The organism is Pseudomonas sp. AU12215 (genome assembly GCF_001675465.2).
Lineage (GTDB): Bacteria > Pseudomonadota > Gammaproteobacteria > Pseudomonadales > Pseudomonadaceae > Pseudomonas > Pseudomonas nitroreducens.
This window is the reverse complement of record NZ_MACM02000141.1, coordinates 23,716-50,215: the sequence shown is the minus strand read 5'-3', so window position 1 is coordinate 50,215 and position 26,500 is coordinate 23,716. Positions and strand designations below refer to the sequence as shown.

Genomic DNA, 26,500 nt, shown 5'->3' with positions numbered 1-26,500 from the left:
AAGAGAAGGTAGAGAAACCGTGAACCCGGTAATCAAGAAATTCCAGTTCGGTCAGTCGACCGTCACCCTCGAGACTGGCCGCATTGCCCGCCAGGCCACCGGCGCCGTCCTGGTCACCATGGACGACGTCACCGTGCTTTGCACCGTCGTCGGCGCCAAGCAGGCCGACCCGAGCAAGAGCTTCTTCCCGCTCTCCGTGCACTATCAGGAGAAGACCTACGCAGCCGGCCGCATCCCCGGTGGCTTCTTCAAGCGTGAAGGCCGTCCTTCGGAGAAGGAAACCCTGACCTCGCGCCTGATCGATCGTCCGATCCGCCCGCTGTTCCCCGAAGGTTTCATGAACGAAGTGCAGGTTGTCTGCACCGTCGTTTCCACCAACAAGAAGTCCGATCCGGACATCGCGGCCATGATCGGCACTTCCGCCGCCCTGGCCATCTCCGGCATTCCGTTCGCCGGCCCGATCGGCGCTGCCCGCGTTGGTTTCCACCCGGAAATCGGCTACATCCTCAACCCGACCTATGAGCAGCAGCAGAGCTCCAGCCTCGACATGGTCGTGGCCGGTACCTCCGACGCCGTGCTGATGGTTGAGTCCGAAGCCGACGAACTGACCGAAGACCAGATGCTGGGTGCCGTTCTGTTCGCCCACGAAGAGTTCCAGGCCGTCATCCGTGCCGTTGCCGAGCTGGCAACCGAAGCTGGCAAGCCGAGCTGGAACTGGACCGCGCCGGTCGAGAACACTGCCCTGGTCAACACCATCAAGGCCGAGTTTGGTGCCGCCATCTCCGAAGCCTATACCGTCACCGTCAAGCAGGACCGTTACGCGGCCCTGGATGCCCTGCGCGAGCAGATCGTCGCCAAGTTCGCCGGTGAAGGCGAAGGCCAGTTCTCCGCAGGTGAAGTCAAAGAAGTCTTCGGCCTGCTGGAATACCGTACCGTTCGCGAAAACATCGTCAACGGCAAACCGCGTATCGACGGCCGCGACACCCGCACCGTTCGTCCGCTGAAGATCGAAGTCGGCGTACTGGGCAAGACCCACGGCTCGGCGCTGTTCACCCGTGGCGAAACCCAGGCTCTGGTCGTTGCCACCCTCGGCACCGCCCGTGACGCCCAGCTGCTCGATACCCTCGAAGGCGAGCGCAAAGACCCCTTCATGCTGCACTACAACTTCCCGCCGTTCTCGGTTGGCGAGTGTGGCCGCATGGGCAGCGCTGGCCGTCGTGAAATCGGCCACGGCCGTCTGGCACGCCGCAGCGTTGCTGCCATGCTGCCGAGCCAGGACGAGTTCCCCTACACCATCCGCGTGGTTTCCGAGATCACCGAGTCCAACGGTTCCAGCTCCATGGCTTCCGTCTGCGGTGCTTCCCTGGCGCTGATGGACGCCGGTGTTCCGGTCAAGGCGCCGGTGGCCGGTATCGCCATGGGCCTGGTGAAGGAAGGTGACAAGTTCGCCATCCTCACCGACATCCTGGGTGACGAAGACCACCTGGGCGACATGGACTTCAAGGTCGCCGGTACCGACAAGGGCGTGACCGCCCTGCAGATGGACATCAAGATCAACGGCATCACCGAAGAGATCATGGAGATCGCCCTGGGCCAGGCCCTGGAAGCTCGCCTGAACATCCTCGGTCAGATGAACCAGATCATCGCCGCCCCGCGCGCCGAGCTGTCGGAGAACGCTCCGACCATGATCCAGATGAAGATCGACACCGACAAGATCCGCGACGTCATCGGCAAGGGCGGCGCCACCATTCGCAGCATCTGCGAAGAGACCAAGGCCTCGATCGACATCGAGGACGATGGCAGCGTGAAGATCTACGGCGAAACCAAGGAAGCTGCCGAGGCTGCCAAGCAGCGCGTCCTGGGTATCACCGCGGAAGCCGAGATCGGCAAGATCTACGTCGGCAAGGTCGAGCGCATCGTGGACTTCGGTGCCTTCGTCAACATCCTGCCGGGCAAGGACGGTCTGGTGCACATCTCGCAGATCAGCGACAAGCGCATCGACAAGGTCACCGACGTTCTGCAGGAAGGCCAGGAAGTCAAAGTCCTGGTTCTGGACGTGGACAACCGTGGCCGCATCAAGCTGTCCATCAAGGACGTAGCCGCTGCTGAAGCCTCTGGCGTCTAAGCGGTAGCGAAATGAAGAGAGGGCCCCTTGCGGGCCCTCTTTTTTTGCCTTGAGAATGCGCTTTCCGCCGATCTCGCTCCAAGGATGCCCCGAGATGGACAAGCGCTACTGTCATTACCACAGTGCCCAGCCCGCGACCTGGCACTGTCAGCCTTGCGAGCGCCATTACGGCGACTGCTGCATTCCGCTCAATGCCGATGCGCCGGAGTACGCGCCGTCGTGCCCGTTGTGCCGGGGCCATCTGCGCTACCTCGGCGCGGCGAATACCGCGCAACCTTTCTGGGAGCGCCTGCCGAAGTTCTTCGCCTACGGATTCCAGGCCGGGCCATTGGCCTTCTGTGTCTTGCTGGCACTGGCCTGTGTATTCATGCCGCCGATGTTCGTGCTCTGGATCGCCCTGTTCAGCGTGGCGACCAAATACCTGCATAGCGTGATCGAAACGGCGAGTTTTGGCGGCCAGGAAGCTCCAGGCCTGCTCGAAGCCTTCAGCCCCGACAGTCTGCGGATGTTCTTCCAGCAACTGGCGGTATTCCTGATCGCCCTGGTGCTGCTGTGGCTGGCTGCCGATTTCCACAGCGAGGCGATCTACTGGGCAGCCAATATCGCGGTCATGCTGGTTCTGCCGGCGAGCATCATCCGGCTGTCCCTGGACAAGAGCCTGGGGGCCGCGCTGAGCCCCGGCGAAGTGGGGCAGGTGATCGCGGCCATGGGCTGGCGTTACCTGATCCTCTGCGTGTTCCTGTTCATCCTCTGGCAGTCGCCCACTTATGTCGCCTGGCTTCTCTCCAACGGGCTGCCGCGGGTGGTGATGGTCCCGGTGGTGGCAGGCCTGACGGGTTATTTCGCCGTGGTGATGTGCGCCATGATGGGCTATGCCGTGTTCCAGTATCAGGGCCAACTGGGCTACGTATCCGCCGGGGAGGACGCCCCGGCCGGCTACGCCGCGCCGGAATGGCACCGCCGCAAGGCACTGGCCGAGGCGGAGGTACGAGTCAAGGAGGGACAGACCGGCGTGGCGCTGGAAATCCTCGTCGCGGCGCTGCGCGAAGGCCGCCAGGATCTCAAGCTGAATGAGCGCTATCACCAGTTGCTCTTCGCCCTGAACGAGCGTGCGGAATGCCTGAATCACCTGCCGCACTACCTGAGCCTGGCCAGCCGGCTCAACCCGCAGCTGGCTGCCAGCGCCTTCCTCAATGCCCGGCAACTGCAGGCGGACTACCTGCCCGAGGACCCGAGCGTCTGCGAACGCATTGCCGAGGTGCTGATCGAGCGCCACAAGGCCCGCGAGGGGCTGAGCCTGCTGCGCAACCTGCACAAGCGCTACCCAGATTACCCCGGCATTCCCCGCGCCTACCTGATGGCGGCACGGGCGTTTTCGGAGGAGCTGGGGCAGGTGGAACCCGCCCAGCAGTTGCTGGCTTTCATTCGCCAGCGTTATCCGGCTTTCGAGCAGATGGGCGAGGTGGTGCAGCTTGAGGCCGTGCTGGCGAAGTTGGGCAGGAGCTCAGGTACCTGATCGTGCAACCTGCATGGAGCGCAGCGGCAGACTTTGCAAACTGCAAGCGGTCGCTGTTTGGGCTGACTTTTTAAGTTTTTGATTAATAAGGTTTTTACTGGATCGTAAAAGCTGGCACAGGGCTTGCGATAGTCCTAGTGCAACTGCAGCCAGGAACGGGCCGCAGTTTTCCAACAATTCAGGAGAAACCGCCATGAAACGTTTCAACAAACTGGCCCTTGCCGCTGCCACCGCAACCGCTCTGAGCTTCTCGTTCGCCAACTCGGTGTTCGCCCAGCCGACGACTCTGGCCGCCAATGACACCGTCCAGAAAACTGAAGAGGCGGTTTCCGACACCTGGATCACCAGCAAGGTGAAATCCAGCCTGATCGCCGACAAGGACATCAGTGGCACCAACATCAAGGTCGAGACCAACAAAGGTGTGGTTTCGCTCTCCGGTAACGTCAAGACCGACGCCGAGAAGGAACTCGCGATCAAGACCGCCAAGGGCATCAAAGGCGTGACCGCTGTGTCCGCCGACGGCCTGAAGTCGGTCGAGTAAGCACCACGGGTTCTCACCCCATCCAACTCCGAACAGGAGGATCGCCATGAACACTGACGTCATCAAAGGCAAGTGGAAGCAGCTCTCCGGCTCGCTCAAGGAGAAGTGGGGCAAGCTCACTGACGACGACCTGCAGGCGGCGGACGGACACGCCGAATACCTGGTGGGCAAACTGCAGGAGCGCTACGGCTGGACCCGCGAGAAAGCGGAAGAGGAAGTCCGCGACTTCAGCCGCCACCTGTAGCGCCTGAACCCAGGGATGATCAAGGCCCCGCCGGTACGCCGGCGGGGCTTTTTCATGGGTGAATCAAGGGGCCAGGTGTTGCTGGTAGATCGTCAGTTGGCGGGTCGGGTCTGCTTCCGGGTAGTGCTGACGGAGGAAGCGTGACAGTTCGTGCACGGTCTGCAGGTCACCCTTCTGGCCAACCTGCTTGGCCAGTTGCAGGGTCAGGCCCGGCAGCATTTCGGGACGCAGAGCGGAGCGCGCCAGCCGGTGCCAGCTGATTAGTGCCTGCACGGACTCATTGCGATGTAGCAGCTTGCGCAGCAGGTGTAATTGAATGGCCGGATGTGCAAGCAGCCCGGTATCGCTGGCGGCACTTTCCTCAGCCAGTCTGCGCAGCAGTGAGTCGGCCGCCGGGGAGGGCGGCAGGGCGAACAACTGCTTGAGGGTTTCGCTCATCAAGCCCCGGTCCTGCCTCCCTTTGGCTAAGCCATACAGGCGCTCGACCAGCAAAGGTTGCCCCGGGAACTGCCGCAGCAACTCCGCACCGCGCGCGGCGGCCTGGTCGAGGGCGAAGCGGCCGATCTGCTCATCCAACGATGCCAGGGCGCGCTTGAAAGGGGCTTCTGGGTCTTCCTTCGCCAGGTAGGCCTCGTCGACCGGCATCCGCCCGAGTTTGCGCGGCAGCCAGACGGCGAGGAAGCCGGAGACCAGCCCGCCGATGTGCGCGTAGTAGTTCACATGATCGGCGGCACGCAGCAGCCCGAACAGTTCCTTGCCCAGCCACAGCGGCAGGATCCACAGCGCTGGTGCCTTCAGGTAGCCCATCAGCGGTCCGAGCCAGTAGAAGAACTGGATGCGCCGCAGGCCATAGGCGCCGATGTACATGCCCATCAGGCCGGAGATGGCGCCGGAGGCACCTATGCCCGGTACCCAGGACGGATCCAGCGCCCACCACAGCAGGCTGGAGCAGAAGCCACTGAACAGGTAGAGGCCCAGATACAGGGCTCGTCCCAAGGCTGCTTCCAGAGCGAAGCCGAAGATGAACAGGAATACCATGTTGCCGGCCAGGTGCCAGAAGCTGCCATGAAGGAACATCGAGCCGAACAGGCCCTGGACGGTGAACCGCTCGGGGATGAAGCCGAAGCGCAGGCTGCTGGTCAGGTCGCGGGCGGCTTCCGCTTTCAGGCGCGCGGCCTGCCAGGCGCTGTCCTGCTGGAAGGCCGGCAGTGCGCGTAGCTCATGGCCGAACTCCAGATCCGAGAGAACGAGCCAGGCCAACTGTTGACGCGGCAGGGCCTCCAGGGCGCGCTGCTGGTCGGCTTCCAGGCGGTCGCGGCGTTCCAGCGAGACGCTGAACAAGGGGCGCTCATGAGCGAGCAGGCCCTGATCGAGATAGACGCGTACGGCCTCTTCGCGCCGGGCGCTATCGCCCCCCTGGTAGCCGAAGTAGATCAGGACGTTGATGACGATGAGCAGCAGCGTGATGACGGGAGGCTTTTTCCAGTCCAGCGGATGCTCGGCGGGGACGATGACCATGGCGACCGGTCCTTGGCGCAAGTGGCGTGAGTGGCGGCGAGACTAGCACCTCGCCAGCACGGCTGTCAGTTGCCGCTGCGCTTGCTCTGGATGTCGCTCAGCCGATTGCCCTCGAAGCGGACGAAATACAACATGCCGCTCCAGGGGCCGTAGATCCATTCTTCCACGGCCACTTCCATGGATTCGCCGTAGCGGGGGCCAGGCACCTGCTTGTAGCCCAGGAAGGAGCGGCTGACTGGCTCGCCGCAGCGGCTGAGCACGTCGCTGGTGACATCGCCGGTGCTGATGAGCTTGCTGTTGCAGCGCAAGCTGGCGGCCTGCGCGTCCAGCGCAATGACAGTGAGCGGTAACACAAGCGCGACCAGGCGCAGAGTGAAGAGGGGCTTCAATTGCGTTTGAACTCGATGCTTTTGAGTTTGTTGGCCTCGAAGGTGAGGATGTAGCTGGTGCCGTTGCGCGGCCCGTACACCCACTCCTCGACCCGGTACTCGCGGTGGTCGTAGCCGCTGAGGGTATAGCCGACTTCATCGCGGTGATCCGGCGCGCCGCACTTCTGCTCGACTTCCCAGGCACGGTCGCCGGCGTTGATCAGGGAACTACCGCAGCGCATGCTTTCCGCCTGGGCGCCCGCCGCGCAAAGCAGCAGGGCGCAGGACATCCAGGTCAGGGCTTTCATCGAACGACTCCTTACTCGCTATCGAGGTGAAGCTGGGCGGCCACTTTGCCACCATTCTCCGCTTCGCCGAAGCTGACGTCGATGAGGTAGATGCGGTCGTCCCCCAGGCCGCCCTTGCTGACCAGATAGTCCTTGATCTGGGTCGCGCGCTCCTGACCGAGCTTGCGCAGCAGCAATTGGCTGTCGCTCCAGGAGTCGAGCACGGCCTGGCGCATCTTCGCCGAACGCTCGTCCTTGCTCAGGTCCTGCCACTCCGCCGGAGGTTGTTTCTTCAGGCGCGCACGGTAGACGCCTTCGAGCAGGATCGGCTGCAGATCCTCCGGGACTTCCAACTGGCTGGCGTCACTGGGCACCTTGTCGCCGCGGCGCTGCAACATGCTGTAGTAGTTCTTCTGGTATTCCTGTTTCAGGCGCTTGTCGGCCAGCAGCGGGCCGTCGCTGGCTGCGGCGGCGACACCTTCGACTTCCAGCTTCAGGGCTGGGCGCTGCTTGAGCGCGCCGACCAGTTTGTCGAGGTTGGCCTGGGCGGCGGAATCCAGCTCGCTGGAGCCGGGTGCGAAGGTCACGCTGCCCAGGTCCTCGTCGCCGCCGCCGGCGAGCCCGGCGATGAATTTGAAGGGTGCCTGCACCGCGCGTACCACCAGGTTGCGCAGGGTCTGCCAGACGATGGGCATGACGCTGAACTGCGGGTTGTTCAGGTCGCCCTCCACCGGCAGTTGGATATCGATGTTGCCGTTGGCGTCCTTGAGCAGCGCGATCGCCAGTTTCACCGGCAGATCCACAGCATCGGGGCTGTCGACCTTCTCGCCCAGTTGCAGGTGCTCTACCAGCACCTTGTTGTCGGCCTTCAGCTTGCCCTGGGTTATCTGGTAGTGCAGGTCCAGGTTCAGCCGGCCCTTGCGGATGCGATAGCCGGCGAACTTGCCGGAGTAGGGCGTCAGGGTGGTCAGCTCGACGCGCTTGAAGCTGGTGGCGATGTCCAGCTTCTCCAGCGGCGAGAAGGGGTTGAGGCTGCCCTTGATGGTGACCGGGGCGTACTTGTCGACCTTGCCCTTCACGTCCACCGAGGCGGGTGTCGGATTGCGGTTGTCGATGGTGCCGATCTCGCCGCCCAGCTGCTGGATGGCGGTGGCGAAGTCCGGGCGCAGGGTCAGGTCGGCGAAGTTGGCCGAACCGTTGTTGATCTTCACCCCGCCGATACGGATGCCCAGCGGCTTGCTGTTGCCACTGCCGCCTTTGTTCGCGGAGGACGATGCGGATTCCGGTTGCGTGATGATCAGCTCACTGACGTTGGTGCTGCGGTCCTCGTTGATGATGAAGCGTGCGTAGGGCTCTTCCAGCGACACCGTCTGGATCAGCAGGCTGTCGCCATGCTTGTAGGCCAGGCCGTTGAGGGTCAGCTTGGTCCATTTGACGAAGTCGCGGCTCTTGAGGGTGTCCAGGGTATGCAACTGCGTGACCTGAACGCTGCCGTTGACGCTGAAAGCCAGCGGCTCGGTGCCCTTGAGGTCGACATCGAGGTCGCTGGCCAGCAGACCGCTGCGCAGTTCCAGGCGGATGAACGGATCGATGTAGGCCTGGGCGACGCGCAGGTCGATGTCGCGGGTGGAGACCTTGAGCTTCGCGCTGACCGGGTTGGGGATGACCTGGCCGCTGGCCTCGATCTGGCCGCGGGGGCCGAGACCGGTCTTGAGCTTGAGCTGCAGGGGCGAGGTCAGGCCGCTGTCGAGGTTCTGCAGGTCGAGATCCAGCGGGCCGACTTCGAGACTCACCGGCTTGCTCGGTGCGCGATCGGCCAGGTGGGCCTTGTAGCCGCGCAACTGGGTGTCGCGCAGGACCACGTGCCAGGTCTTCTTCGGCTCAGCCGGTGCGGCGGACTGGGCATCTGCGGGCTGCGGTTGGGTCGTTGAAGCGGCCACGGCTGCTGGCGGAGTCTTGGTTGCATCGGTGGGCTTGCCTTGCGCTTTGTCCTCGGCCTCGGGGGTGACCACGGCCGTCTGCTGTTCCTTGGCGGCCTTCGCCGGGGGCGTTTGCGGCTGGCCGGTGGCAGTCTCGCCGGACGCCGCCTTGGCTTCGCTGGTGGGCTTCTCGGCAGGCTTCTGCTCGGGGGCGGCCTGTGCCTGAGGCGTTGGCTCCTCGGGGCGCTTGTAGGGTTTGAAGTCGGCGAAGAGCTTCTGCCAGTCAAGCTGCCCGTCCTTCTCACGCGCAGCCCAGGCTTCCAGACCCTGGCTGCGGATCTGACCAACGATCACTTCCTGCTTGGCGAGGTCCAGCGCGGTGTCGGCGACATCCAGGGTGGCGAGCTTGGCGAGCGGCTTGCCTTCAGGTGATGTCAGGTCGAGGTCGCGCAACTTGATGGTCGTCTTGTCCAGCAGCAGCTGGGTGTCCTTCGACAGGTCCAGGTGGTAGTCGGAGGCGACGCTGAGCATGCCGTTATTCAGATTGAGCGGAGCGTTGTCACGCACATAGGGCCACCAGGCCTTCAGCGGTACATCGTCGACAGTGACGCTGCCCTTGGAGGTGAACGGCACGATGCTCAGGTCGCCTTTCCAGTCGAGCTTGCCACCGTGCGGGCCGGTGGCGACCAGGGTCATTTCGGCGCCGTCGTCAGGCAGCGTGCTGAGGTTGTGCAGCTCGAACCCCAACGGGTCGAAGACGAACTCCACCGGCTCGCTGGGGCGACGGTCGAGGAAATGCAGACTGCCTTCGGCCAGCCGTATGCGGTCGATGCGCAGCGGGAAGGGATCGCTCGGTTCCGCCGGCGGGGGAGTCGGTTCGCTCGGGGGGAGCTTGAACAGCCTGGTGAGATTCAGCGTGCCGTTCTCGGCGAACAGCAACTCGGTGTGCGGTGCATCGAGTTCGACATCCGCCAGGTGCAACTGGCGCTTCCACAGGCTATCGAGTTCGAGGTTGCCGTAGAGGCGGCGGAAACGTACCTGTTCCTGCCCCTCTTCGCCCAGGTGCAATCCCCAGAGGGTGAGTTCCAGGCTGAAGGGATTGAATTCTATGCGTTCCAGGCGCGCTGGGCCCGTCGAGTATTGAGCCAGTTGTTGGTTGGCTACGCGCAGGCCAATGCCGGGAAGAATGAGAAAACCCAGCAGGCAGTAGAGGGAGACCAGCAACAAGACCGCGCCGATGGCGCGTTTCAATCCTTTGGGCATGGCGAGAGTCGTTTCCGTCGTGACGTGCAGAACCAGTATGGCACGGCTGGGATGGTTCGATTCGAAAGTCGCCTTCGGACGCGGTTTTCAGTGATGTCTGTCAGTCGTTCAGGCGATTAGTGCGGGCGAACTCAACAAGATCCACGAGGCTTTCAAGGTTCAGCTTCTCGAGAATACGCGTCTTGTAGGTGCTGACGGTCTTCTGGCTGAGGAAGAGTTCCTCGGCGATGTCCTTGTTGCTCATGCCTCTCACCAGGCTGCGCAGTACCACCAGTTCGCGTGGCGTCAGGCTGGCCACCGGGTCGGCGTTCTTGTCGATGCTCAGTGACTTTTCCGGGAAGCAGCGATAGCCCGAGACCAGCATGCGAGCGGCGTTGAGAATGGCGCTGGTGTCCTTGTTCTTGCTGACGAAGCCATGCGCACCCGCGGCTTCGACCTTGCTCGAGTACAGGCGTTCATCCTGCGAGCTCAAGACCAGCAGGCGGATGTTCTCGTCGAAAATATGGATACGCGCCAGCAGGTCGAGGCCGTCCATCCCTGGCAGGTTGAGGTCCAGTATCACGAGGTCCGGCCGTTCCTTGCGGACAGCGTCCAGACCGCCATGACCATCGGCTGCCTCGCGTGCTACTTCGAACTGAGGATCCTGTTCAAGCAGCGAACGGATCGCCAAACGCATCGCGGGGTGATCCTCGATCAGCACCACACGTTTCTTCATGGTTGACTCCCTGAGTCCAAATAATTGCGCGCATTGATCTTGAAGATAGACCAGTTGTTCAAGCACCTACGGAATATTCCTATGCGTAGGACCGAAAGCATGCGGAGAATCAACTTAGGAGGGCATGGGCCTGCAATCGTGCGTGGAGACTTGCTGTGCAGACGGAATTCTGCTCAGCAAGTCCCGATAGGTCAGCGCTGCAGAGCCAGTGCCACACCTTGGCCGCCGCCGATACAGAGCGTCGCGAGGCCCTTTTTCGCGTCGCGGCGCAGCATCTCGTGCAGCAGGGTGACCAGTACGCGGCAGCCCGAGGCGCCGATGGGATGGCCAAGGGCGATGGCACCGCCGTTGACGTTCACCTTCGAGGCATCCCAGCCCAGTTCCTTGCCCACAGACAATGCCTGGGCGGCGAACGCCTCGTTGGCCTCGATCAGGTCCAGGTCGGCGAGCTGCCAACCGGCCTTCTCCAGGCAGCGGCGGGTAGCCGAGACCGGGCCGATGCCCATGATGGCAGGGTCGACACCGGCGTTGGCATAAGCGGCGATACGGGCCAGGACCGGCAGGCCCAGTTCCGCAGCCTTGGCCGCGCTCATCAGCAATACGGCGGCCGCGCCATCATTGATGGTCGAAGCGTTGCCGGCGGTGACGCTGCCGTCCTTCTTGAASGCCGGCTTGAGCTTGGCCAGGGAYTCKGCGGTGGTGCCGGCGCGGGGCTGCTCGTCGGTGTCGAAGCGCAGGGCTTCGCCCTTGCGCTGGGGAATCTCGATGGCGGTGATTTCGGTCTTGAAGCGCCCCGCTTCAATGGCCTCGGCGGCCTTGCGTTGCGATTCGGCGGCGAAGGCGTCCTGGTCCTCCCGGCTGATGCCGTACTTCTCCACCAGGTTTTCGGCGGTGATGCCCATGTGGTAATCGTTGAAGGCATCCCACAGGCCGTCCTGAATCATGCTGTCGACCAGTTTGGCGTGGCCCATGCGCAGGCCGGTACGGGCGCCAGGCATGACGTAGGGGGCGAGGCTCATGCTTTCCTGGCCGCCGGCGATGACGATATCGGCGTCACCACAGCGGATGGCCTGCGCAGCCAGGTGCAAGGCCTTGAGCCCGGAGCCGCAGACCTTGCTCACCGTCATCGCCGGCACCGTGTTGGGCAGGCCTGCGGCAATGGAAGCCTGGCGCGCCGGGTTCTGGCCGGCACCGGCGGTCAGTGTCTGGCCGAGGATGACTTCATCCACCCGGGCCGGATCCAGGCCGGTCTGTTGCAGCAGGCTGCGAATCACCGCGGCGCCCAGTTCATGGGCCGGCAATGTGGCGAGCGAACCCTGGAAGCTGCCGATGGCGGTACGGGTGGCAGCGACGATGACGACTTCTTGCATGACGCGAATCCTCTGGCTGGCGCGGCAACGGCCGCAGCGAAGGAGCATGGTTGCACGCTCGCCGCCGGCTCACCACCCTCCGAACCGAGTGGTCACGTTTCAGCGCAGAGGGGGCAGCCCCATTCGCCGGCGCGCGCGGTGCAGCGAACCGTTGCGCACCGCCCAGCGCAACAGCGGCACGCTGCGCTTCACGCTGGAACGGATCAGCTGGCGCTGCAGGCTGCCAAGGCTCAGGCCAAGCTGGTCAGTCGCCCACTCCGGGAGCAGGTCGATGCCGGCGCGCATCATCAGCATGCCGAAGGGCTTGGCAAGGAAGCTGGGGGCAGGGGCGTTGAAGAGCACGCTGACCACTTCTCGGGTGCGTTCGTCGTAGCGAAGCTGTGGGCGCATTTGTTGCAGGTAGGCCGCAACCTCCACCCGCGAGCGCGGGACATTGCGTGCACCGAGGCGCTCGGCGATCAGGGCTATCTCGTCGTAGTAGCGGTCCTGTTCTTCGCCGGAAAGATTCGGGTTCAGGTAGCGCAGGTGCGAGGCAAGGAAGCAACTGACTTCGGCGACGTGCACCCAGGTAAGCAAGTCCGGGTCGCTGGCCGCATAGGGGGTGCCGTCGGGAAGGGTGCCGTGGACGCCGTTGTGGATGCGTCGCACGCGCTCGATCAGCTTCTCGGCGTCACCGCGCGAACCGTAGGTGGTTGCGGAGATGAACTGCCCGGTGCGGCGCAGGCGGCCGAGCATGTCGGCGCGGAAGTTGGAGTGGTCCCACACTCCACCGAGCGCGGCCGGATGGAGCATCTGCAGGAGCAGGGCGCTGATGCCGCCAATGAGCATCGAGCTGAAGTCGCCATGGACTTTCCAGCTGATGGATTCCGGCCCGAACAGGCCGGGATCGCCCTTGGGCGACTCGAAGTCGACCCCGCCCAGGGCGAGGCCGGTCAGGCTGAGTACCTGGCTTTCGATATGACGGCGAACGGTTTCCATTGCGGCGGACAGGCCTCGGGGCAAGGACGACAGGTCTGTTCCATAAACCTAGCATCTTTGCGCCCTCGGCCTGTAGCGCAGGTCAACGGTTGAGGCGGTTGTCGATCAGCCCCTGGACCACGCTGGGGTCCGCCAGGGTCGAGGTATCGCCGAGGTTTTCCAGTTCGTTGCAGGCGATCTTGCGCAGGATGCGCCGCATGATCTTGCCCGAGCGCGTCTTGGGCAGGCCCGGCGCCCACTGCAGCATTTCCGGCTTGGCGAAGCTGCCGATCTCCTTGCTCACCAGGGCCAGCAGTTCCTGCTTGAGTGCGTCGCTGGGCTCGATGCCGTTCATGGTGGTGACGAAGGCATAGATGCCCTGGCCCTTGAGGTCGTGCGGATAGCCGACCACGGCGGCCTCGGCGACCGAGTCATGCAGCACCAGCGCGCTCTCCACCTCGGCGGTGCCGATGCGATGGCCGGAGACGTTGATCACGTCGTCCACACGGCCGGTGATCCAGTAGTAGCCATCTTCGTCGCGGCGCGCGCCGTCGCCGGTGAAGTAGTAGCCGGGGTAGGGTTTGAAGTACGTATCGATCATCCGCTGGTGATCACCGTAGACACTGCGGATCTGGCTGGGCCAGCTGGCTTTCACGGCGAGTACGCCGGAGCCGGGACCATCGATTTCCTTGCCCTGCTCATCCAGCAGTACCGGTTGCACGCCGAAGAAGGGGCGGGTCGCCGAGCCGGGCTTGAGGTCGGTGGCGCCGGGCAGCGGAGTGATCAGAATGCTGCCGGTTTCGGTCTGCCACCAGGTGTCGACGATGGGGCAGCGCTTCTCGCCGACGACTTCGTAGTACCACTCCCAGGCTTCCGGGTTGATCGGCTCGCCCACTGAGCCGAGCAGGCGCAGACTGCTACGGCTGGTCTTCTGCACGGGAGCATCGCCTTCGCGCATCAACGCGCGGATGGCAGTGGGTGCGGTGTAGAAGATGTTCACCTGGTGCTTGTCGATCACCTGCCAGAAGCGCGAGGCGTCCGGGTAGTTCGGCACGCCTTCGAACATCAGCGTGGTGGCGCCGTTGGCCAGCGGGCCGTAGACGATGTAGCTGTGGCCGGTGACCCAGCCCACGTCTGCGGTGCACCAGTAGATGTCGCCGTCGTGGTAGTCGAACACGTACTTGTGGGTCATCGCCGCGCCCAGCAGGTAGCCGCCGGTGGTGTGCAGCACGCCCTTGGGTTTGCCGGTCGAGCCGGAGGTGTAGAGGATGAACAGCGGATCCTCGGCATCCATCGGCTCTGGTGCGCAGTCCTCGCTGGCCTCGCGCAGGGCCTCGTGGTACCAGAGGTCGCGGCCTTCGACCCACGGGATCTCGCCTTGGGTGCGCTCGACCACGACCACGGTGGACACGTTCGGGCAGTCCGCCAGGGCTTTTTCCACGTTCTTCTTCAGCGGGACGTACTTGCCGCCGCGCACGCCTTCGTCGGCGGTGATCACGGTGCGGCAATCGGCATCGTTGATGCGGTCCCGCAGGGCGTCCGGGGAGAAACCGCCGAACACCACCGAATGGATCGCACCGATCCGTGCGCAGGCCAGCATCGCGTAGGCAGCTTCGGGGATCATCGGCATGTAGATGCAGACCCGGTCGCCTTTCCCGACACCGCGGCTCTTGAGCACATTGGCCAGGCGGCAGACATGGCTGTGCAGCTTGCGGTAGGTGATGTTGGCGGATTCGGCCGGGTTATCGCCTTCCCAGATGATCGCGACCTGCTCGGCGCGCTGTTCGAGGTGGCGGTCGATGCAGTTGTAGGTGACGTTGAGCTCGCCGCCCTTGAACCAGGTCGCCTGGCCCTTCGCGAGGTCGCCGTGGTGCACCGAGTGCCAGGGCTTGAACCAGTCGAGGAAGGTCTTGGCCTGCTCGCCCCAGAAGGTATGCGGGTCGTCTACCGACTGCTGGTAGAGGCGCTGGTAGGCATCGTTGTCGAGGTAGGCACGCTTGCGTACGGCCTCCGGCACGGGGTGAAGGCTGATCTCATGCATGGGGAATCCTTGTTGTTGTTTAGCCGAGATGTCCCAAGGGTGCATCCAAGGCAAGGCGGGTTCAAGGGTTGTCCATGCAGTTTCGACGCGCCACCAGACGGGAACGTTCCCGCGTGGGTGTTCTGATCGGCGCTGCAGAGCGCTAGGCGCAGAGGTGGGGAGGGCGGATGGAGCTGAGGGGGATGGCGGAGAGTGCCGGGCCGAGCAAACGGGTGAGCAGGCGCTCACCCGTTCGTAAATCCATCAGCCGCGGTGACGGCCGCGGAAGAAGTCGATCAGGCCCTGGGTGGAACCGTCCTCGGCGGCGCTTTCCTCGCTGCCGACCAGGCGCCCGTAGACCGCCTTGCCCAGCTCCTTGCCCAGCTCCACGCCCCACTGGTCGAAGGCGTTGATGCCCCAGAGGATGCTCTGCACGTAGACCTTGTGCTCGTACATGGCGATCAGCGCGCCCAGGCGGCGGGCGCTGATGCGCTCGAGCACCAGGGTGTTGCTCGGGCGGTTGCCCGGGATCACCTTGTGCGGTGCCAGGCGCTGCACTTCGGCCTCGTCCACGCCCTTGGCGCGCAGTTCGGCCTCGGCTTCGGCGCGGCTCTTGCCGACCATCAGCGCCTGGCTCTGCGACAGGCAGTTGGCGTACAGCCACTGGTGGTGGTCGGCGACCGGGTTGTAGCTGGACACCGGGACGATGAAGTCGGCCGGGATCAGGTGGGTGCCCTGGTGCAGCAACTGGTGGTACGCGTGCTGGCCGTTGCAGCCCACGCCACCCCAGATCACCGGGCCGGTGCCGGCGGACACCGGGGTGCCGTCCTGGCGCACGCTCTTGCCGTTGGATTCCATGTCCAGCTGCTGCAGGTGATCGGTGATGTTCCGCAGGTAGTAGTCGTAGGGCAGGATCGCGTGGCTGCGCGCGCCCCAGAAGTCGCCGTACCACACGCCGAGCAGGCCCAGCAGCACCGGGATGTTCTTCTCGAACGGCGCGGTGAGGAAGTGCTGGTCCATGCTGTAGGCGCCGGACAGCAGTTCCTTGAAGTTGTTGATGCCCACCGACATCGCGATTGGCAGGCCGATGGCCGACCACAGTGAGTAACGGCCGCCGACCCAGTCCCACATCGGGAAGACGTTTTCCGGGCGGATGCCGAAGGCGGAAGCGGCTTCCTTGTTGCTGGAAACGGCGATGAAGTGCCGGTACAGCTCCGCCTCACTACCGCCCTGGGCCAGGTACCAGGCGCGGGCGGCCTGGGCGTTTTTCAGGGTTTCCAGGGTACCGAAGGACTTCGAGGAGACAATGAACAGCGTGGTCTCGGCGTTGAGCTTGGCGGTCATCTCGCGGAATTCACTGCCGTCGATGTTCGCCAGATAGTGGCAACGCACGCCTTTCTGGGCGAAGGGCAGCAGCGCTTCGGAGACCAGTTGCGGGCCGAGGAAGGAGCCACCGATGCCGATGTTCACCACATCGGTGATCGGCTTCTCGGTGTAGCCGCGCCACAGGCCGTTGTGCACGGCCGCGACCAGTTCGGTCATCTGGTGCAGCACGCGGTGCACTTCGGGCATCACATCGTTGCCGTCCACCAGCACCTTATCGCCGATAGGGCGGCGCAGCGCGGTGTGCAGCACCGGGCGGCGCTCGGAGGCATTGATCACCTCGCCGCGGAACATGGACTGGATGGCCTCGCCCAGCTTGGCTTCCTCGGCGAGCTTCACCAGCAGGTCGAGGGTGTCCTGGCGGATCAGGTTCTTCGAGAAGTCGAGGAACAGGCCGCAGGCGCTGAGGGAGAAGCGCTTGAAGCGCTCCGGGTCCTGGGCGAATGCCTCGCGCATGGTGAAGCTCTGCAGTTCCTGGCGGTGGGCGGCCAATGCCTTCCAGCTCGCCAGTTGGGTGGCATCCAGCGGGGTGAGGTGGTGTTCCATGACGTACCTTCGGGTAAGACGGGCGTGTTTGAGCTTGAGGCTTTCGAACGGAAAAGATGCCCGGTGGTTCCGGGGATCGTCTCTTCGGATCAGGCGAGCTGGACCGGGATCGCGTTGCTGGTATGGCTCAGCTCGTTACCGGGAGCCATGTACAACATGCGCGGCTTGTAGCCTTCCAGCTCGGCGTCGCTGAACTGAGCGTACGCGCAGATGATCACGCGGTCACCCACCTTGGCCTTGTGAGCGGCGGCGCCGTTGACGGAAATCATCCGCGAACCCTCCTCGCCACGGATAGCGTAGGTGGTGAAGCGTTCGCCGTTGTCGACGTTGTAGATCTGGATCTGTTCGTACTCGCGGATTCCGGCGAGATCGAGCCATTCGCCGTCGATGGCGCAGGAGCCTTCATAGTCGAGCACGGCGTGGGTGACTTCGGCGCGGTGCAGTTTGGCTTTGAGCATGATGCTCTGCATGACGTGGCTCCTGTTTTTCTTCTGGTCGAGGAGAGCGGGGCGAGTATGCCCGAGCACCCGAAGTCGCTCAAGGCCGCGGTTGGCGCGGCTTCGAGGCGAAAATTCGGGTGTCGGGCGGGGAATCAGTCGATGTGGAAGGCGAGGTTGTCGATCAGCCGGGTGGTGCCCAGGAAGGCGGCAACCAGAATCACCAACTGATGATCCTCTGCGGTGGCGGGGCGCAGACCGGCGGATTCGCGGGCTTCGAGGTAATCGATACGCAGGCCGGCCGCTTCGATCTGCCGGCTGCCTTCTGCCAGCAGCGCGGGAAAGTCGCGCTCGCCCTGGCGGATGCGCTCGGCCAGTTGCCTCAGAGTGCGCTGCAGCACCGGCGCGACGGCGCGTTGCTCGTCGGTCAGGTAACCGTTGCGGGAGGACAGCGCCAGGCCATCCTCCGCGCGCACGGTCGGCTCGCCGAAGATCTGGATCGGCAGGTTCAGGTCACGCACCAGCTTGCGGATCACCGCCAACTGCTGGAAGTCCTTCTCGCCGAACAGCGCCATGTCCGGCTGGACCATGTTGAACAGCTTGCAGACCACGGTGGCGACGCCATCGAAGTGGCCCGGTCGGCTGCCGCCGCACAGGCCTTCGGAAACGCCGGTCACGTGCAGGCGGGTCTGGCCGTCCATGCCGTCCGGGTACATCTCCTCGACGGTGGGGGCGAACAGCAGGTGGCAACCGGCGCTGAGCAGCTTCTCCTGGTCGGCGGCAAGGGTGCGTGGGTATTTTTCCAGATCTTCGCTGGGGCCGAACTGCAGCGGGTTGACGAAGATGCTGGCAACCACGAAATCGGCGCGCTGGCCGGCCTTGGTCACCAGCGCGGCGTGCCCGGCGTGCAGGTTGCCCATGGTCGGCACCAGCGCGATGCGCTTGCCTTCGCTACGGGCGCGCGCCACGGCGGCACGCAGCTCGCGGACTGTCTTCACTGTGTTCATCAGGCGAAACCGTGCTCCGGGCCAGGGAAGGTGCCGTCCTTCACGGCCTTCACATAGGCAGTGAAAGCGGACTGTATATCGGGCTGGCCTTCGAGGAAGTTCTTCACGAACTTCGGCGAACGACCGGACAGTGACAGACCGAGCAGGTCATGCATCACCAGCACCTGGCCGTCGGTGCCGGCACCGGCGCCGATACCGATGACCGGGATCTTCACGGCTTCGGTGATTTCCTTCGCCAGGGCGGACGGTACGCACTCCAGCAGCAATACAGCAGCACCAGCCTGCTCCAGGGCAATGGCATCGGCACGCAACTGGCGCGCCTGGGCTTCCTGGCGACCTTGCACCTTGAAACCGCCGAACAGGTTGACGGCCTGCGGGGTGAGGCCCAGGTGTGCGCACACGGGGATGCCCATCTGCGCCAGGCGGACGATCGGTTCGGCGAGCCAGGAGCCGCCTTCGAGCTTGACCATATGGGCGCCGGCTTGCATCACTTTGACCGAGTCGCGCAGCAACTGGTCCAGGGAAGTGCCGGATTCGAACGGCAGGTCGGTGACGATCAGTGCGCCCTTGTTACCGCGTTTGACCGCAGCGGTGTGGTAGGCCATGTCTTCGACGGTCACCGGCAGCGTGCTGTCGTGACCTTGCAGCACCATACCCAGGGAGTCACCGATCAGCAGCATTTCGGCACCGGCCAGGCTGGCGGTGTGGGCGAAAGTGGCATCGTAGGAGGTCAGCATCGCGATCTTTTCGCCGCTTTGCTTGAGACCTTGCAGGGTGGTCAGGGTGACATCAGGCATGAAAGTGTCCTCGGTTCTGCGCCGGGCAGGGGCAAACGGGGCCCTATAGTCCGGATCGAAAAAGGCGAAGTCAATTGCAGGTGTTACCGGACTGTTACGGCGTTACTGTCAGTGCGCCCCACACCTGGGGCGCAGCATGCCTCAGGACAGGCGCTCGAGGCCGCTGAACGGACAGGCGGCGAGCAGCTCGGGCAGGGTACGACCGTCGGGGAAACGCAGTTGCGGGGCCAGGTCTGCCAGCGGGTAGAGCACGAAGGCGCGGGCGTGCATGTGGTAGTGCGGGACGGTGAGGCGCGGCTCGTCGATCACCCGGTCACCGAACAGCAGGATATCGAGATCGAGGGTGCGTGGTCCCCAGCGCTCGTCCTTGCGTACGCGCCCTTGTTCCAGCTCGATGGTCTGCAGGGCATCCAGCAGGGCGAGTGGCTCCAGGTCGGTATCCAGCGCGGCCACGGCATTGACGTAACGTGGTTGGTCCGGCGGGCCCAGAGGATCGCTGGCGTACAGCGGGGAAACCACCGCTACCTTGCTGGCAGGAATCTGCGCCATGGCCTTCAGAGCGGCTTCCAGCTGCTGGCGCGGCTCGGCGAGATTGCTACCGAGCCCGATGTACACGCGCTCGCTCATTCGCTGCTGGTGCCTTCGGTGCGTGGGCCGCGACGGCGGCGGTTGTTGCCGCCCCGCCGGCGCTTGCGCGGGGCTGCGCCGGCTTCTTCCTGCTGGCTGGCCAGGTTGCGGATCATGCCGCGGCGCTCGCCGTCGCTGGCTTCCTGGTAGTCGGTCCACCAGTCACCCAGGCCTCCGGTTTCCTCGCCGGCACTCTCGCGCAGCAGTAGGAAGTCGTAGCCGGCGCGGAAACGCGGATTTTCCAGTAGCAGATCGGCCTTCTTGCCCTGACGGCGCGGCAGGCGCTCCTGCATGTCCCAGATCTCGCGGATCGGGATGGTGAAACGCTTGGGCACCGCAGTGCGACGACACTGTTCCAGGATCAGCTCGTGGGCGGCTTCCTGCATCGCCGGGATCGGCGGCATGCCGCGGTCCTGCAGCTTCAGCACGCGGGCGGGCAGGGCCGGCCAGAGCAGCGCGGCAAACAGGAAGGCCGGGGTGACCGGCTTGCCCAGGCGAATGCGCTCGTCGGTGTTGGCCAGGGCCTGGCGCATCAGCTTGCCGGCGTATTCCGGGTCATCCTTCAGCGCCTTGGCGCTCGCCGGGAACAGCGGAGCGAACAGGTCGTATTCGTTGAGCAATTCGAAGGTGCGCTCGGCCTTGCCGCTGAGGAGCAGCTTGAGCACCTCGTCGAACAGGCGCGCGGACGGAATCTCGTTGAGCAGCGGGGCGAGACGGCGGATCGGCGCAGCGCTGTGCTTCTCGATCTCGAAATCCAGTTTGGCGGCGAAACGCACCGCGCGCAGCATGCGTACCGGGTCTTCAAGGTAACGCTGCTCCGGGTCGCCGATCAGGCGGATCAGGCGGTTGCGGATATCGCGCACGCCATGGGCGTAGTCGAGGATGCGTTCGCCGGTAACGTCGAAGTACAGGGCGTTGATGGTGAAGTCGCGACGCTGGGCGTCGTCTTCCAGGGTGCCATAGACGTTGTCGCGCAGGATGCGGCCGGCTTCGTTACGCGAAGCGTGGGCGCTGTCGGTATCGTCTTCGCTGACCGGATGGTTGGCGCGGAAGGTGGCGACCTCGATTATCTCCCGGCCGAAATGGACATGGACCAGCTTGAAGCGGCGACCGATCACCCGCGCGTTGCGGAATTCGGCGCGCACCTGCTCCGGGGTGGCGCTGGTGGCCACGTCGAAGTCCTTGGGCGGAATGCCGAGCAGCGGGTCTCGTACGCCACCGCCGACGATGTAGGCCTGGTAGCCGGCCTTCGTCAGGCGCTCCACGACGTTCACCGCGTTCCTGCTGAACTGTTCCCGCCGCAGCGAGTGCTGATGATTGCCAACGACTTCCGGAGTAGTGCGGACAGCGCGCGGACGGCGCAATGGGGATCGGATGGACTGGATCAGCTTTTTCAGCATGTGTGCACTATCGGGAATGGGTGTATGGATGGCGTCTGCAGCGCCGCGCGTTCACGGCGTTTCCTGGAGGATAGCGGGTGCCTGCTGCTGCCTGGAAACAATTGGCAGCAAATCGTCTGCCGTCTGCGCCGCGGCGATTCTAGCATTGTGGGGTGGGATGATGAAGAAAACTGGGGAAAGGGACTTGCGGGGAGAAGGGGAGAGGGTGTAGCGAAAGCTACTGGGGGAGCCGAGGCTCCCCCCCAAATAGGTGCGTGCTTTGTTTTTATTATGATTACCGGGCTTGTTGTTTTTGTTTGTAGACCCGACCCTCGAAGCTATCTGCTTCGGGGAACCTTCCACACTTGGAAGGTGCTCAATAGCAAACGGATTGCTTTGGTCGCTGAGTGAGCAATGATCTTGCGATCCAACCAGTTTTGCGTGCTGCCTCAAGACAGTTTTATTCTTCTTGACTGGTTGCGGGACTGCTCCCGACGGCTACCCTTCTCCAAAAGAATCAGTTAGCTGCGCCTCCGCGATTTTGTTTTTGTTGTGCTGGAGTCGTTTCGTCTTGTTCTTATTTTGAGTGGTCGTGCTTGTTATTGTTGTTGTGCCAATAACAAAGCAGATGCCGTGCCAACTTTTGCGAATCCTTATTTTTCAAGGGTTTGCGAGCGTTCGCCTCCGAACGACAGGCACAAAAAAGCCGGGTTTCCGTTACCGATGAACCCGGCTTTGTTACGGAGCATGTCTCCGGTAACAGTGTGGTGACCTGTTACGAGTCCGCCGCAGCACCCGATTTGCGGCGTGGAATGCCCAGGCGCTGGCGACGTTCCCACAGGCATTTGCGGCTGATACCCAGCTTGCGGGCCAGCTCGGTCTCGGTCATGTGGTCCTGGTGTTCGAGGACGAAGTGCTGGAAGTAGTCCTCCAGCGACAGATCCTCGGTGGGCTCGTGATTGCTGGCGCTGCCGTTGGTCGGGCGCAGGTCGCCATCATCGCCGAAGTCGTCTTCCAGATCGTCCAGCTCGATGTCGATGCCCAGCAGGTCGGCAGGGATTTCCTGGCTTTCGCTGAGGATCACAGCGCGCTCGATGGCGTTCTCCAGTTCGCGCACGTTACCCGGCCACGGGTAGTGACGGATGGCCTGCTCGGCTTCGTGAGAGAAGGTCAGCGCCGGGCGCCCCATCTGGGAGCACTGACGCGCCAGGAAGGAGCGGGCGATTTCCATGACGTCGGCTCCGCGCTCGCGCAGGGGCGGCAGCTTCAGCGAGATGACGTGCAGGCGGTAATAGAGGTCTTCGCGGAACTGGCCGGTCTTGGCCAGCATTTTCAGGTCGCGGTGGGTGGCAGCGATCAGGCGGACGTCGACCTTCTGCGACTGCACCGAGCCGACCCGGCGGATCTCGCCTTCCTGCAATACGCGCAGCAGGCGTGCCTGGGCTTCCAGCGGCAGTTCGCCGATCTCGTCGAGGAACAGGGTGCCGCCGTCGGCGGCTTCCACCAGGCCTGCTCGACCCGCGCTGGCGCCGGTGAATGCACCTTTCTCGTGGCCGAACAGTTCGGACTCGATCAGGGTTTCCGGGATCGCGGCGCAGTTCACCGAGATCAGCGGCGCCTTGGTGCGCTTGGACAGGTTGTGCAGCGCACGGGCGACCAGTTCCTTGCCGGTACCGGACTCGCCCTGGATCAGTACATTGGAATCAGTCGGCGCGACCTTGCGGATCTTGGTGTAGAGCTCCTGCATGGGCGGGCAGGAGCCGATGATGCCGATATCGCCATCCGCGGCGGCGGTGTTACCGCTGCTACGCTCGGCGGCCTTGGCGTTACCGCGGGCTTCGGCGGGGGCGTTACGGTTCTCCTGGCGATCCTTGAGGATGCGCGCCACAGCCTGGAGCATCTCGTCGTGGTCGAACGGCTTGGCGATGTAGTCCACCGCGCCCATCTTCATCGAGTCCACTGCCGAGCGCAGGCTGGCGTAGCTGGTCATGATCAGCACCGGGGTGCCCTGGGCCAGCTTGATCAGTTCGGTGCCGGGGGCGCCGGGCAGGCGTAGGTCGCTGACGATCATGTCGAACGACGGGATGCTGTAGCGCTCCTGTGCCTCCTGCACCGAGCCAGCCTCGCTGACCTGGTACTGGTTCCGCTCGAGCAACCGTCGCAGGGCGGAACGGATGATGGTTTCGTCTTCGACGATGAGGATATGTGCCATGTATTCAGCTCTCTCGACGTGCTCGTTTACTGCTCGGCCGTCGGGCCAGGATGCCGCGGCAAGGTGACGCTGATGCGGGTACCGCATTCGCGTTCCGGGTCTGCCGGGCTGTCTATGGTGATTTGCCCATAATGCTCTTCCACGATCGAATAGACCAGCGCGAGGCCCAGGCCGGTTCCTTTGCCCGGGTCCTTGGTGGTGAAGAACGGCTCGAACAGGCGGTCGATGATCGATTTGGGGATGCCGCTGCCTTCGTCCTCGACGATCAGGTCGACGGTTTGCTCGGAGGCTTCGCTGCGCACGCGGATCGCGCCATTGGGCGGCGAGGCGTCGCGGGCGTTGGAGAGCAGGTTGATCAGCACCTGCGCCAGGCGCTGGGAGTCGCCTTCCACCCAGTGTTCCGGGTCGCACAGGTTGAAGAACTGCACGTCGACGCTGCGCTTGTTCAACGAGAGCAGGCCGATGGCTTCCTGGGCGACGTCCGCCAGGCATACCGGCTCGGCCGCGACCTGTTTGCCGCCGGCGTGGGCGAAGCTCATCAGTGACTGCACGATGCGCGAGACGCGCTTGGTCTGCTCGAGGATCTGCCCGCTGATCTCGGTCAGTTCGCTATCGCCCTCGCGCTCTTCCCGCAGGTTCTGCGCCAGGCAGGCGATGCCGGTGATGGGGTTGCCGATCTCGTGGGCGACACCGGCGGCCAGGCGGCCGATGGAAGCCAGGCGCTCGGAGTGGATCAGCTTGTCTTCCAGGGACTGGGTTTCGGTGAGGTCTTCAACCAGCAGTACCAGGCCGCTGTTACCGGGCGCGAGCGGTTCCTCGATCGCCGCCTTGTGCAGGTTGAGCCAGCGGGTCTGGCCTTCGATGGACAGGCGCTGCTTGTGCAGGTGCTCGTCCGGCGCATCGATGAAGCCTTCCAGCAGACCGCGCCACGGGTCGGGCAGGGCGGCCAGGCGGGAGCCGACCACGCGTTGCGCGCTGACGCCGGTGAGGTCCTCGATGGCGCGGTTCCACATGAGGATTTCCTGGTCCTTGGCCAGCGAGCAGACGCCCATGGGCAGGTCCTGCAGGGTCTGGCGGTGGTAGCGGCGCAGGGTGTCGAGTTCGGCGGCCAGGCCGGTGAGCCGCGAGTGGTAATCCTCCAGGCGGCTCTCGATGAAGTGGATGTCCTCGGTGACGTAGGCTTCGCTGCTGGCCTTGTAGGGCAGGAAGGTTTCCACCATGTCCTGCGCCACGCTCGGCCCCATCAGGCCGGAGAGGTTCGCCTCGATGCGGTCGCGCAGACGGCGCAGGGCATAGGGGCGGCGCTCATCGAAGGGCAGGTGGAGGTCGCGAAGGGCCTGCTCCACTTCGCGCTGGGCGGTCTTCGCGCCCAGCGGCTTGGCCAGTTGGCTGGCGAATTCCTGCGGGGACACGGCGATCAGCTCGCGGCGCTGCGGGCGGCGGACATTGTCCACGGCGCAGGCTTCGGCGGCGCCCTTCTCTTCATCGCTGGCTTCGGTGAACAGCGAGACCAGGGTGAACACCAGCACGTTGGCGGCCAGCGAGGCGAGCGCCGCGAGGTGCCAGGTGGTGTCGTCCAGTACGTAGAGCGAGTTGAACAGCGGCAGATAGATGCTCTGCATGTTCGCGACCAGCGGGGTGAGCATGGTCGCGCCCCACACCAGCATGCCCGCCACCAGGCCGGCGATGAAGCCGCGGCGGTTGGCGGTCGGCCAGTAGAGCACGGCCAGCGCGCCGGGGAGGAATTGCAGGGTGGCGACGAAGGAGACGATGCCGAGGTTGGACAGGTCCTGCTCGGCGCCCAGCAGCAGGTAGAAGGCATAGCCGGCCATGATGATCGCGGCGATCAGGGCGCGGCGTGTCCATTTCAGCCAGCGGTAGATGTTGCCCTCGGCCGGCGGCTGGTAGAGCGGCAGCACCAGGTGGTTGAGCACCATGCCCGAAAGCGCCAGGGTCATCACGATGATCAGGCCGCTGGCGGCGGAGATGCCGCCGATGAAGGCGGTCAGCGCCAGCGCCGGGCTGTCCACCGAGATGCCCAGGCCGAGGGTGAAGTATTCCGGGTTGGTCGAGGCGCCCAGGTGCAGGCCGGCCCAGAGGATCGGCGGCACTGCCAGGCTCATCGGCAGCAGGAACAGGGGCAGGCCCCAGCTGGCGCTGAGCAGCGAGCGCGGGTTGAGGTTCTCGGTGAAGGTCATGTGGAACATGTGCGGCATCACGATGGCCGCGGCGAAGAACACCAGCAGCAGCGTGCGCCAAGGGCCTTCGGCGAGTGGCGTGTGCAGGGTGCTCAGTGCTTCCTGGTTCTGCAGCAGCCAGACTTCCAGGCCGTCGGGGCCGCCGAACACGCCATACAGCGCGAACAGGCCGATGGAGCAGAGCGCCACCAGCTTCACCAGCGACTCGAAGGCGATCGCCATCACCAGCCCTTCATGGCGCTCGCGGGTGGCGATATGGCGCGCGCCGAAGAGAATGGCGAACAGCGTAATCAGCGCGCAGAACGCCAGCGCCGCGCGGTTGGGCTCCGACTCGCGGGTGAGGATGCTGATCGAGTCGGTGACTGCCTGGATCTGCAAGGCCAGCATCGGCAGCACGCCGATCAGCATGAACAACGTGGTCAGCGCACCGGCCCAGGTGCTGCGGAAGCGGAAGGCGAACAGGTCGGCCAGCGAGGACAGCTGGTACGCCCGCGTGATGCGCAGGATCGGATAGAGCAGCACCGGGGCAAGCAGGAAGGCTCCGGAAACGCCCAGGTAGATCGCCAGGAAGCCGTAGCCGTACTGGTAGGCCAGCCCGACTGTGCCATAGAACGCCCACGCGCTGGCATACACGCCCAGCGACAGGGTGTAGATCAACGGGTGGCGCACCAGCCGGCGCGGGATGAAGCCGCGCTCGGTGATCCAGGCGACACCGAAAAGGACCATCAGGTAAGCGGCGCTGATCAGGATCAGCTGGGTGAGGCTAAAGCTCGTCAGCATCGCGCTGGCTCTGCAGGATGAAGGTGACGACGATCAGGATCAGCCACAGCAGATACGGGCGGTACCAGGCGCCGTGGGGATCGATCCACCAGTCCATGATGGCCGGTGAGAACAGGTAGATGCCCACGACCAGGAGCAACACCAGTCGGTAGATGTACATGTCGTCTCTCTCTTGGTTCGGCGGGCAGGCTACCTGTGCGCACAGTCGCCGGCAAGCCGACCCGGCTCTTGCCGAAGGAGCGGCAGACCTTGTGGGAGCGAGCGTGCTCGCGAACAAGCCCCCGCAGCGGG

At 64.2% G+C, this 26,500-nt stretch carries 21 protein-coding genes; 4 read left to right on the top strand and 17 right to left on the bottom strand.

The window, feature by feature from the left end:
- The first annotated feature begins 19 nt into the window (after window positions 1–19).
- The 4 genes from pnp to A9513_RS20120 all read left to right on the top strand — a co-directional run bounded on the left by pnp (window position 20) and on the right by A9513_RS20120 (window position 4,426).
- A complete protein-coding gene (gene pnp, locus A9513_RS20135) occupies window positions 20–2,125 on the top strand; it encodes a polyribonucleotide nucleotidyltransferase (RefSeq protein ID WP_037014346.1) in 2,106 nt (701 codons plus the stop codon).
- 94 nt (window positions 2,126–2,219) lie between these two features.
- Window positions 2,220–3,641 carry a DUF4013 domain-containing protein gene (locus A9513_RS20130; protein WP_065085388.1) on the top strand — a complete coding sequence of 474 codons (1,422 nt, stop codon included), beginning with the start codon at window positions 2,220–2,222 and terminating at the stop codon, window positions 3,639–3,641.
- A gap of 193 nt (window positions 3,642–3,834) precedes the next feature.
- On the top strand, window positions 3,835–4,182 hold the full coding sequence (locus A9513_RS20125; protein ID WP_024765330.1) for a BON domain-containing protein: 348 nt from the start codon (window positions 3,835–3,837) through the stop codon (window positions 4,180–4,182).
- 46 nt (window positions 4,183–4,228) lie between these two features.
- A complete protein-coding gene (locus A9513_RS20120) occupies window positions 4,229–4,426 on the top strand; it encodes a CsbD family protein (protein WP_024765331.1) in 198 nt (65 codons plus the stop codon).
- Window positions 4,427–4,489: 63 nt separating this feature from the next.
- On the opposite strand, the gene A9513_RS20115 is transcribed toward A9513_RS20120, so the two are convergent.
- The 17 genes from A9513_RS20115 to A9513_RS35670 all read right to left on the bottom strand — a co-directional run bounded on the left by A9513_RS20115 (window position 4,490) and on the right by A9513_RS35670 (window position 26,369).
- Window positions 4,490–5,944, bottom strand: a complete 1,455-nt coding sequence (locus A9513_RS20115) for a rhomboid family intramembrane serine protease (RefSeq protein WP_065085387.1) — start codon at window positions 5,942–5,944, stop codon at window positions 4,490–4,492.
- Window positions 5,945–6,009: 65 nt separating this feature from the next.
- Entirely contained in the window at window positions 6,010–6,333 is a 324-nt protein-coding gene (locus A9513_RS20110) for a DUF2845 domain-containing protein (RefSeq protein WP_024765333.1), read from the bottom strand.
- Entirely contained in the window at window positions 6,330–6,620 is a 291-nt protein-coding gene (locus A9513_RS20105; RefSeq protein ID WP_024765334.1) for a DUF2845 domain-containing protein, read from the bottom strand. Before A9513_RS20105 ends, A9513_RS20110 begins: the two co-directional genes overlap by 4 nt.
- A gap of 11 nt (window positions 6,621–6,631) precedes the next feature.
- Complete coding sequence (locus A9513_RS20100) at window positions 6,632–9,781, bottom strand: DUF748 domain-containing protein (protein ID WP_065085386.1); 3,150 nt, start codon at window positions 9,779–9,781, stop codon at window positions 6,632–6,634.
- Window positions 9,782–9,881: 100 nt separating this feature from the next.
- Complete coding sequence (locus tag A9513_RS20095; RefSeq protein ID WP_024765336.1) at window positions 9,882–10,496, bottom strand: response regulator transcription factor; 615 nt, start codon at window positions 10,494–10,496, stop codon at window positions 9,882–9,884.
- A 191-nt stretch (window positions 10,497–10,687) separates the two neighbouring features.
- The gene (locus tag A9513_RS20090; RefSeq protein ID WP_065085385.1) at window positions 10,688–11,866 is read right to left on the bottom strand and encodes an acetyl-CoA C-acetyltransferase; all 1,179 of its coding nucleotides are present in this window, start codon (window positions 11,864–11,866) and stop codon (window positions 10,688–10,690) included.
- A gap of 99 nt (window positions 11,867–11,965) precedes the next feature.
- Window positions 11,966–12,844, bottom strand: a complete 879-nt coding sequence (locus A9513_RS20085) for an oxygenase MpaB family protein (RefSeq protein WP_065085384.1) — start codon at window positions 12,842–12,844, stop codon at window positions 11,966–11,968.
- Window positions 12,845–12,926: 82 nt separating this feature from the next.
- Entirely contained in the window at window positions 12,927–14,864 is a 1,938-nt protein-coding gene (acs, locus tag A9513_RS20080) for an acetate--CoA ligase (RefSeq protein WP_037014337.1), read from the bottom strand.
- A gap of 243 nt (window positions 14,865–15,107) precedes the next feature.
- Entirely contained in the window at window positions 15,108–16,772 is a 1,665-nt protein-coding gene (gene pgi, locus A9513_RS20075) for a glucose-6-phosphate isomerase (protein WP_024765339.1), read from the bottom strand.
- A gap of 89 nt (window positions 16,773–16,861) precedes the next feature.
- The gene (gene panD / locus A9513_RS20070; RefSeq protein WP_045216800.1) at window positions 16,862–17,242 is read right to left on the bottom strand and encodes an aspartate 1-decarboxylase; all 381 of its coding nucleotides are present in this window, start codon (window positions 17,240–17,242) and stop codon (window positions 16,862–16,864) included.
- 122 nt (window positions 17,243–17,364) lie between these two features.
- Window positions 17,365–18,216 carry a pantoate--beta-alanine ligase gene (gene panC, locus A9513_RS20065; protein WP_024765341.1) on the bottom strand — a complete coding sequence of 284 codons (852 nt, stop codon included), beginning with the start codon at window positions 18,214–18,216 and terminating at the stop codon, window positions 17,365–17,367.
- A complete protein-coding gene (panB, locus tag A9513_RS20060) occupies window positions 18,216–19,013 on the bottom strand; it encodes a 3-methyl-2-oxobutanoate hydroxymethyltransferase (protein ID WP_024765342.1) in 798 nt (265 codons plus the stop codon). Before panB ends, panC begins: the two co-directional genes overlap by 1 nt.
- A gap of 141 nt (window positions 19,014–19,154) precedes the next feature.
- On the bottom strand, window positions 19,155–19,640 hold the full coding sequence (gene folK / locus A9513_RS20055) for a 2-amino-4-hydroxy-6-hydroxymethyldihydropteridine diphosphokinase (RefSeq protein ID WP_054910796.1): 486 nt from the start codon (window positions 19,638–19,640) through the stop codon (window positions 19,155–19,157).
- Window positions 19,637–21,040 carry a polynucleotide adenylyltransferase PcnB gene (locus tag A9513_RS20050; protein WP_065085383.1) on the bottom strand — a complete coding sequence of 468 codons (1,404 nt, stop codon included), beginning with the start codon at window positions 21,038–21,040 and terminating at the stop codon, window positions 19,637–19,639. Before A9513_RS20050 ends, folK begins: the two co-directional genes overlap by 4 nt.
- A gap of 754 nt (window positions 21,041–21,794) precedes the next feature.
- Window positions 21,795–23,231 carry a sigma-54 dependent transcriptional regulator gene (locus A9513_RS20045; protein ID WP_038803379.1) on the bottom strand — a complete coding sequence of 479 codons (1,437 nt, stop codon included), beginning with the start codon at window positions 23,229–23,231 and terminating at the stop codon, window positions 21,795–21,797.
- Window positions 23,232–23,257: 26 nt separating this feature from the next.
- Window positions 23,258–26,209 carry a sensor histidine kinase gene (locus A9513_RS20040; RefSeq protein WP_054910799.1) on the bottom strand — a complete coding sequence of 984 codons (2,952 nt, stop codon included), beginning with the start codon at window positions 26,207–26,209 and terminating at the stop codon, window positions 23,258–23,260.
- Window positions 26,193–26,369 (bottom strand): hypothetical protein, encoded by a 177-nt coding sequence (locus A9513_RS35670; RefSeq protein ID WP_015478907.1) that lies wholly within the window; start codon window positions 26,367–26,369, stop codon window positions 26,193–26,195. Before A9513_RS35670 ends, A9513_RS20040 begins: the two co-directional genes overlap by 17 nt.
- Window positions 26,370–26,500 lie beyond the last annotated feature (131 nt).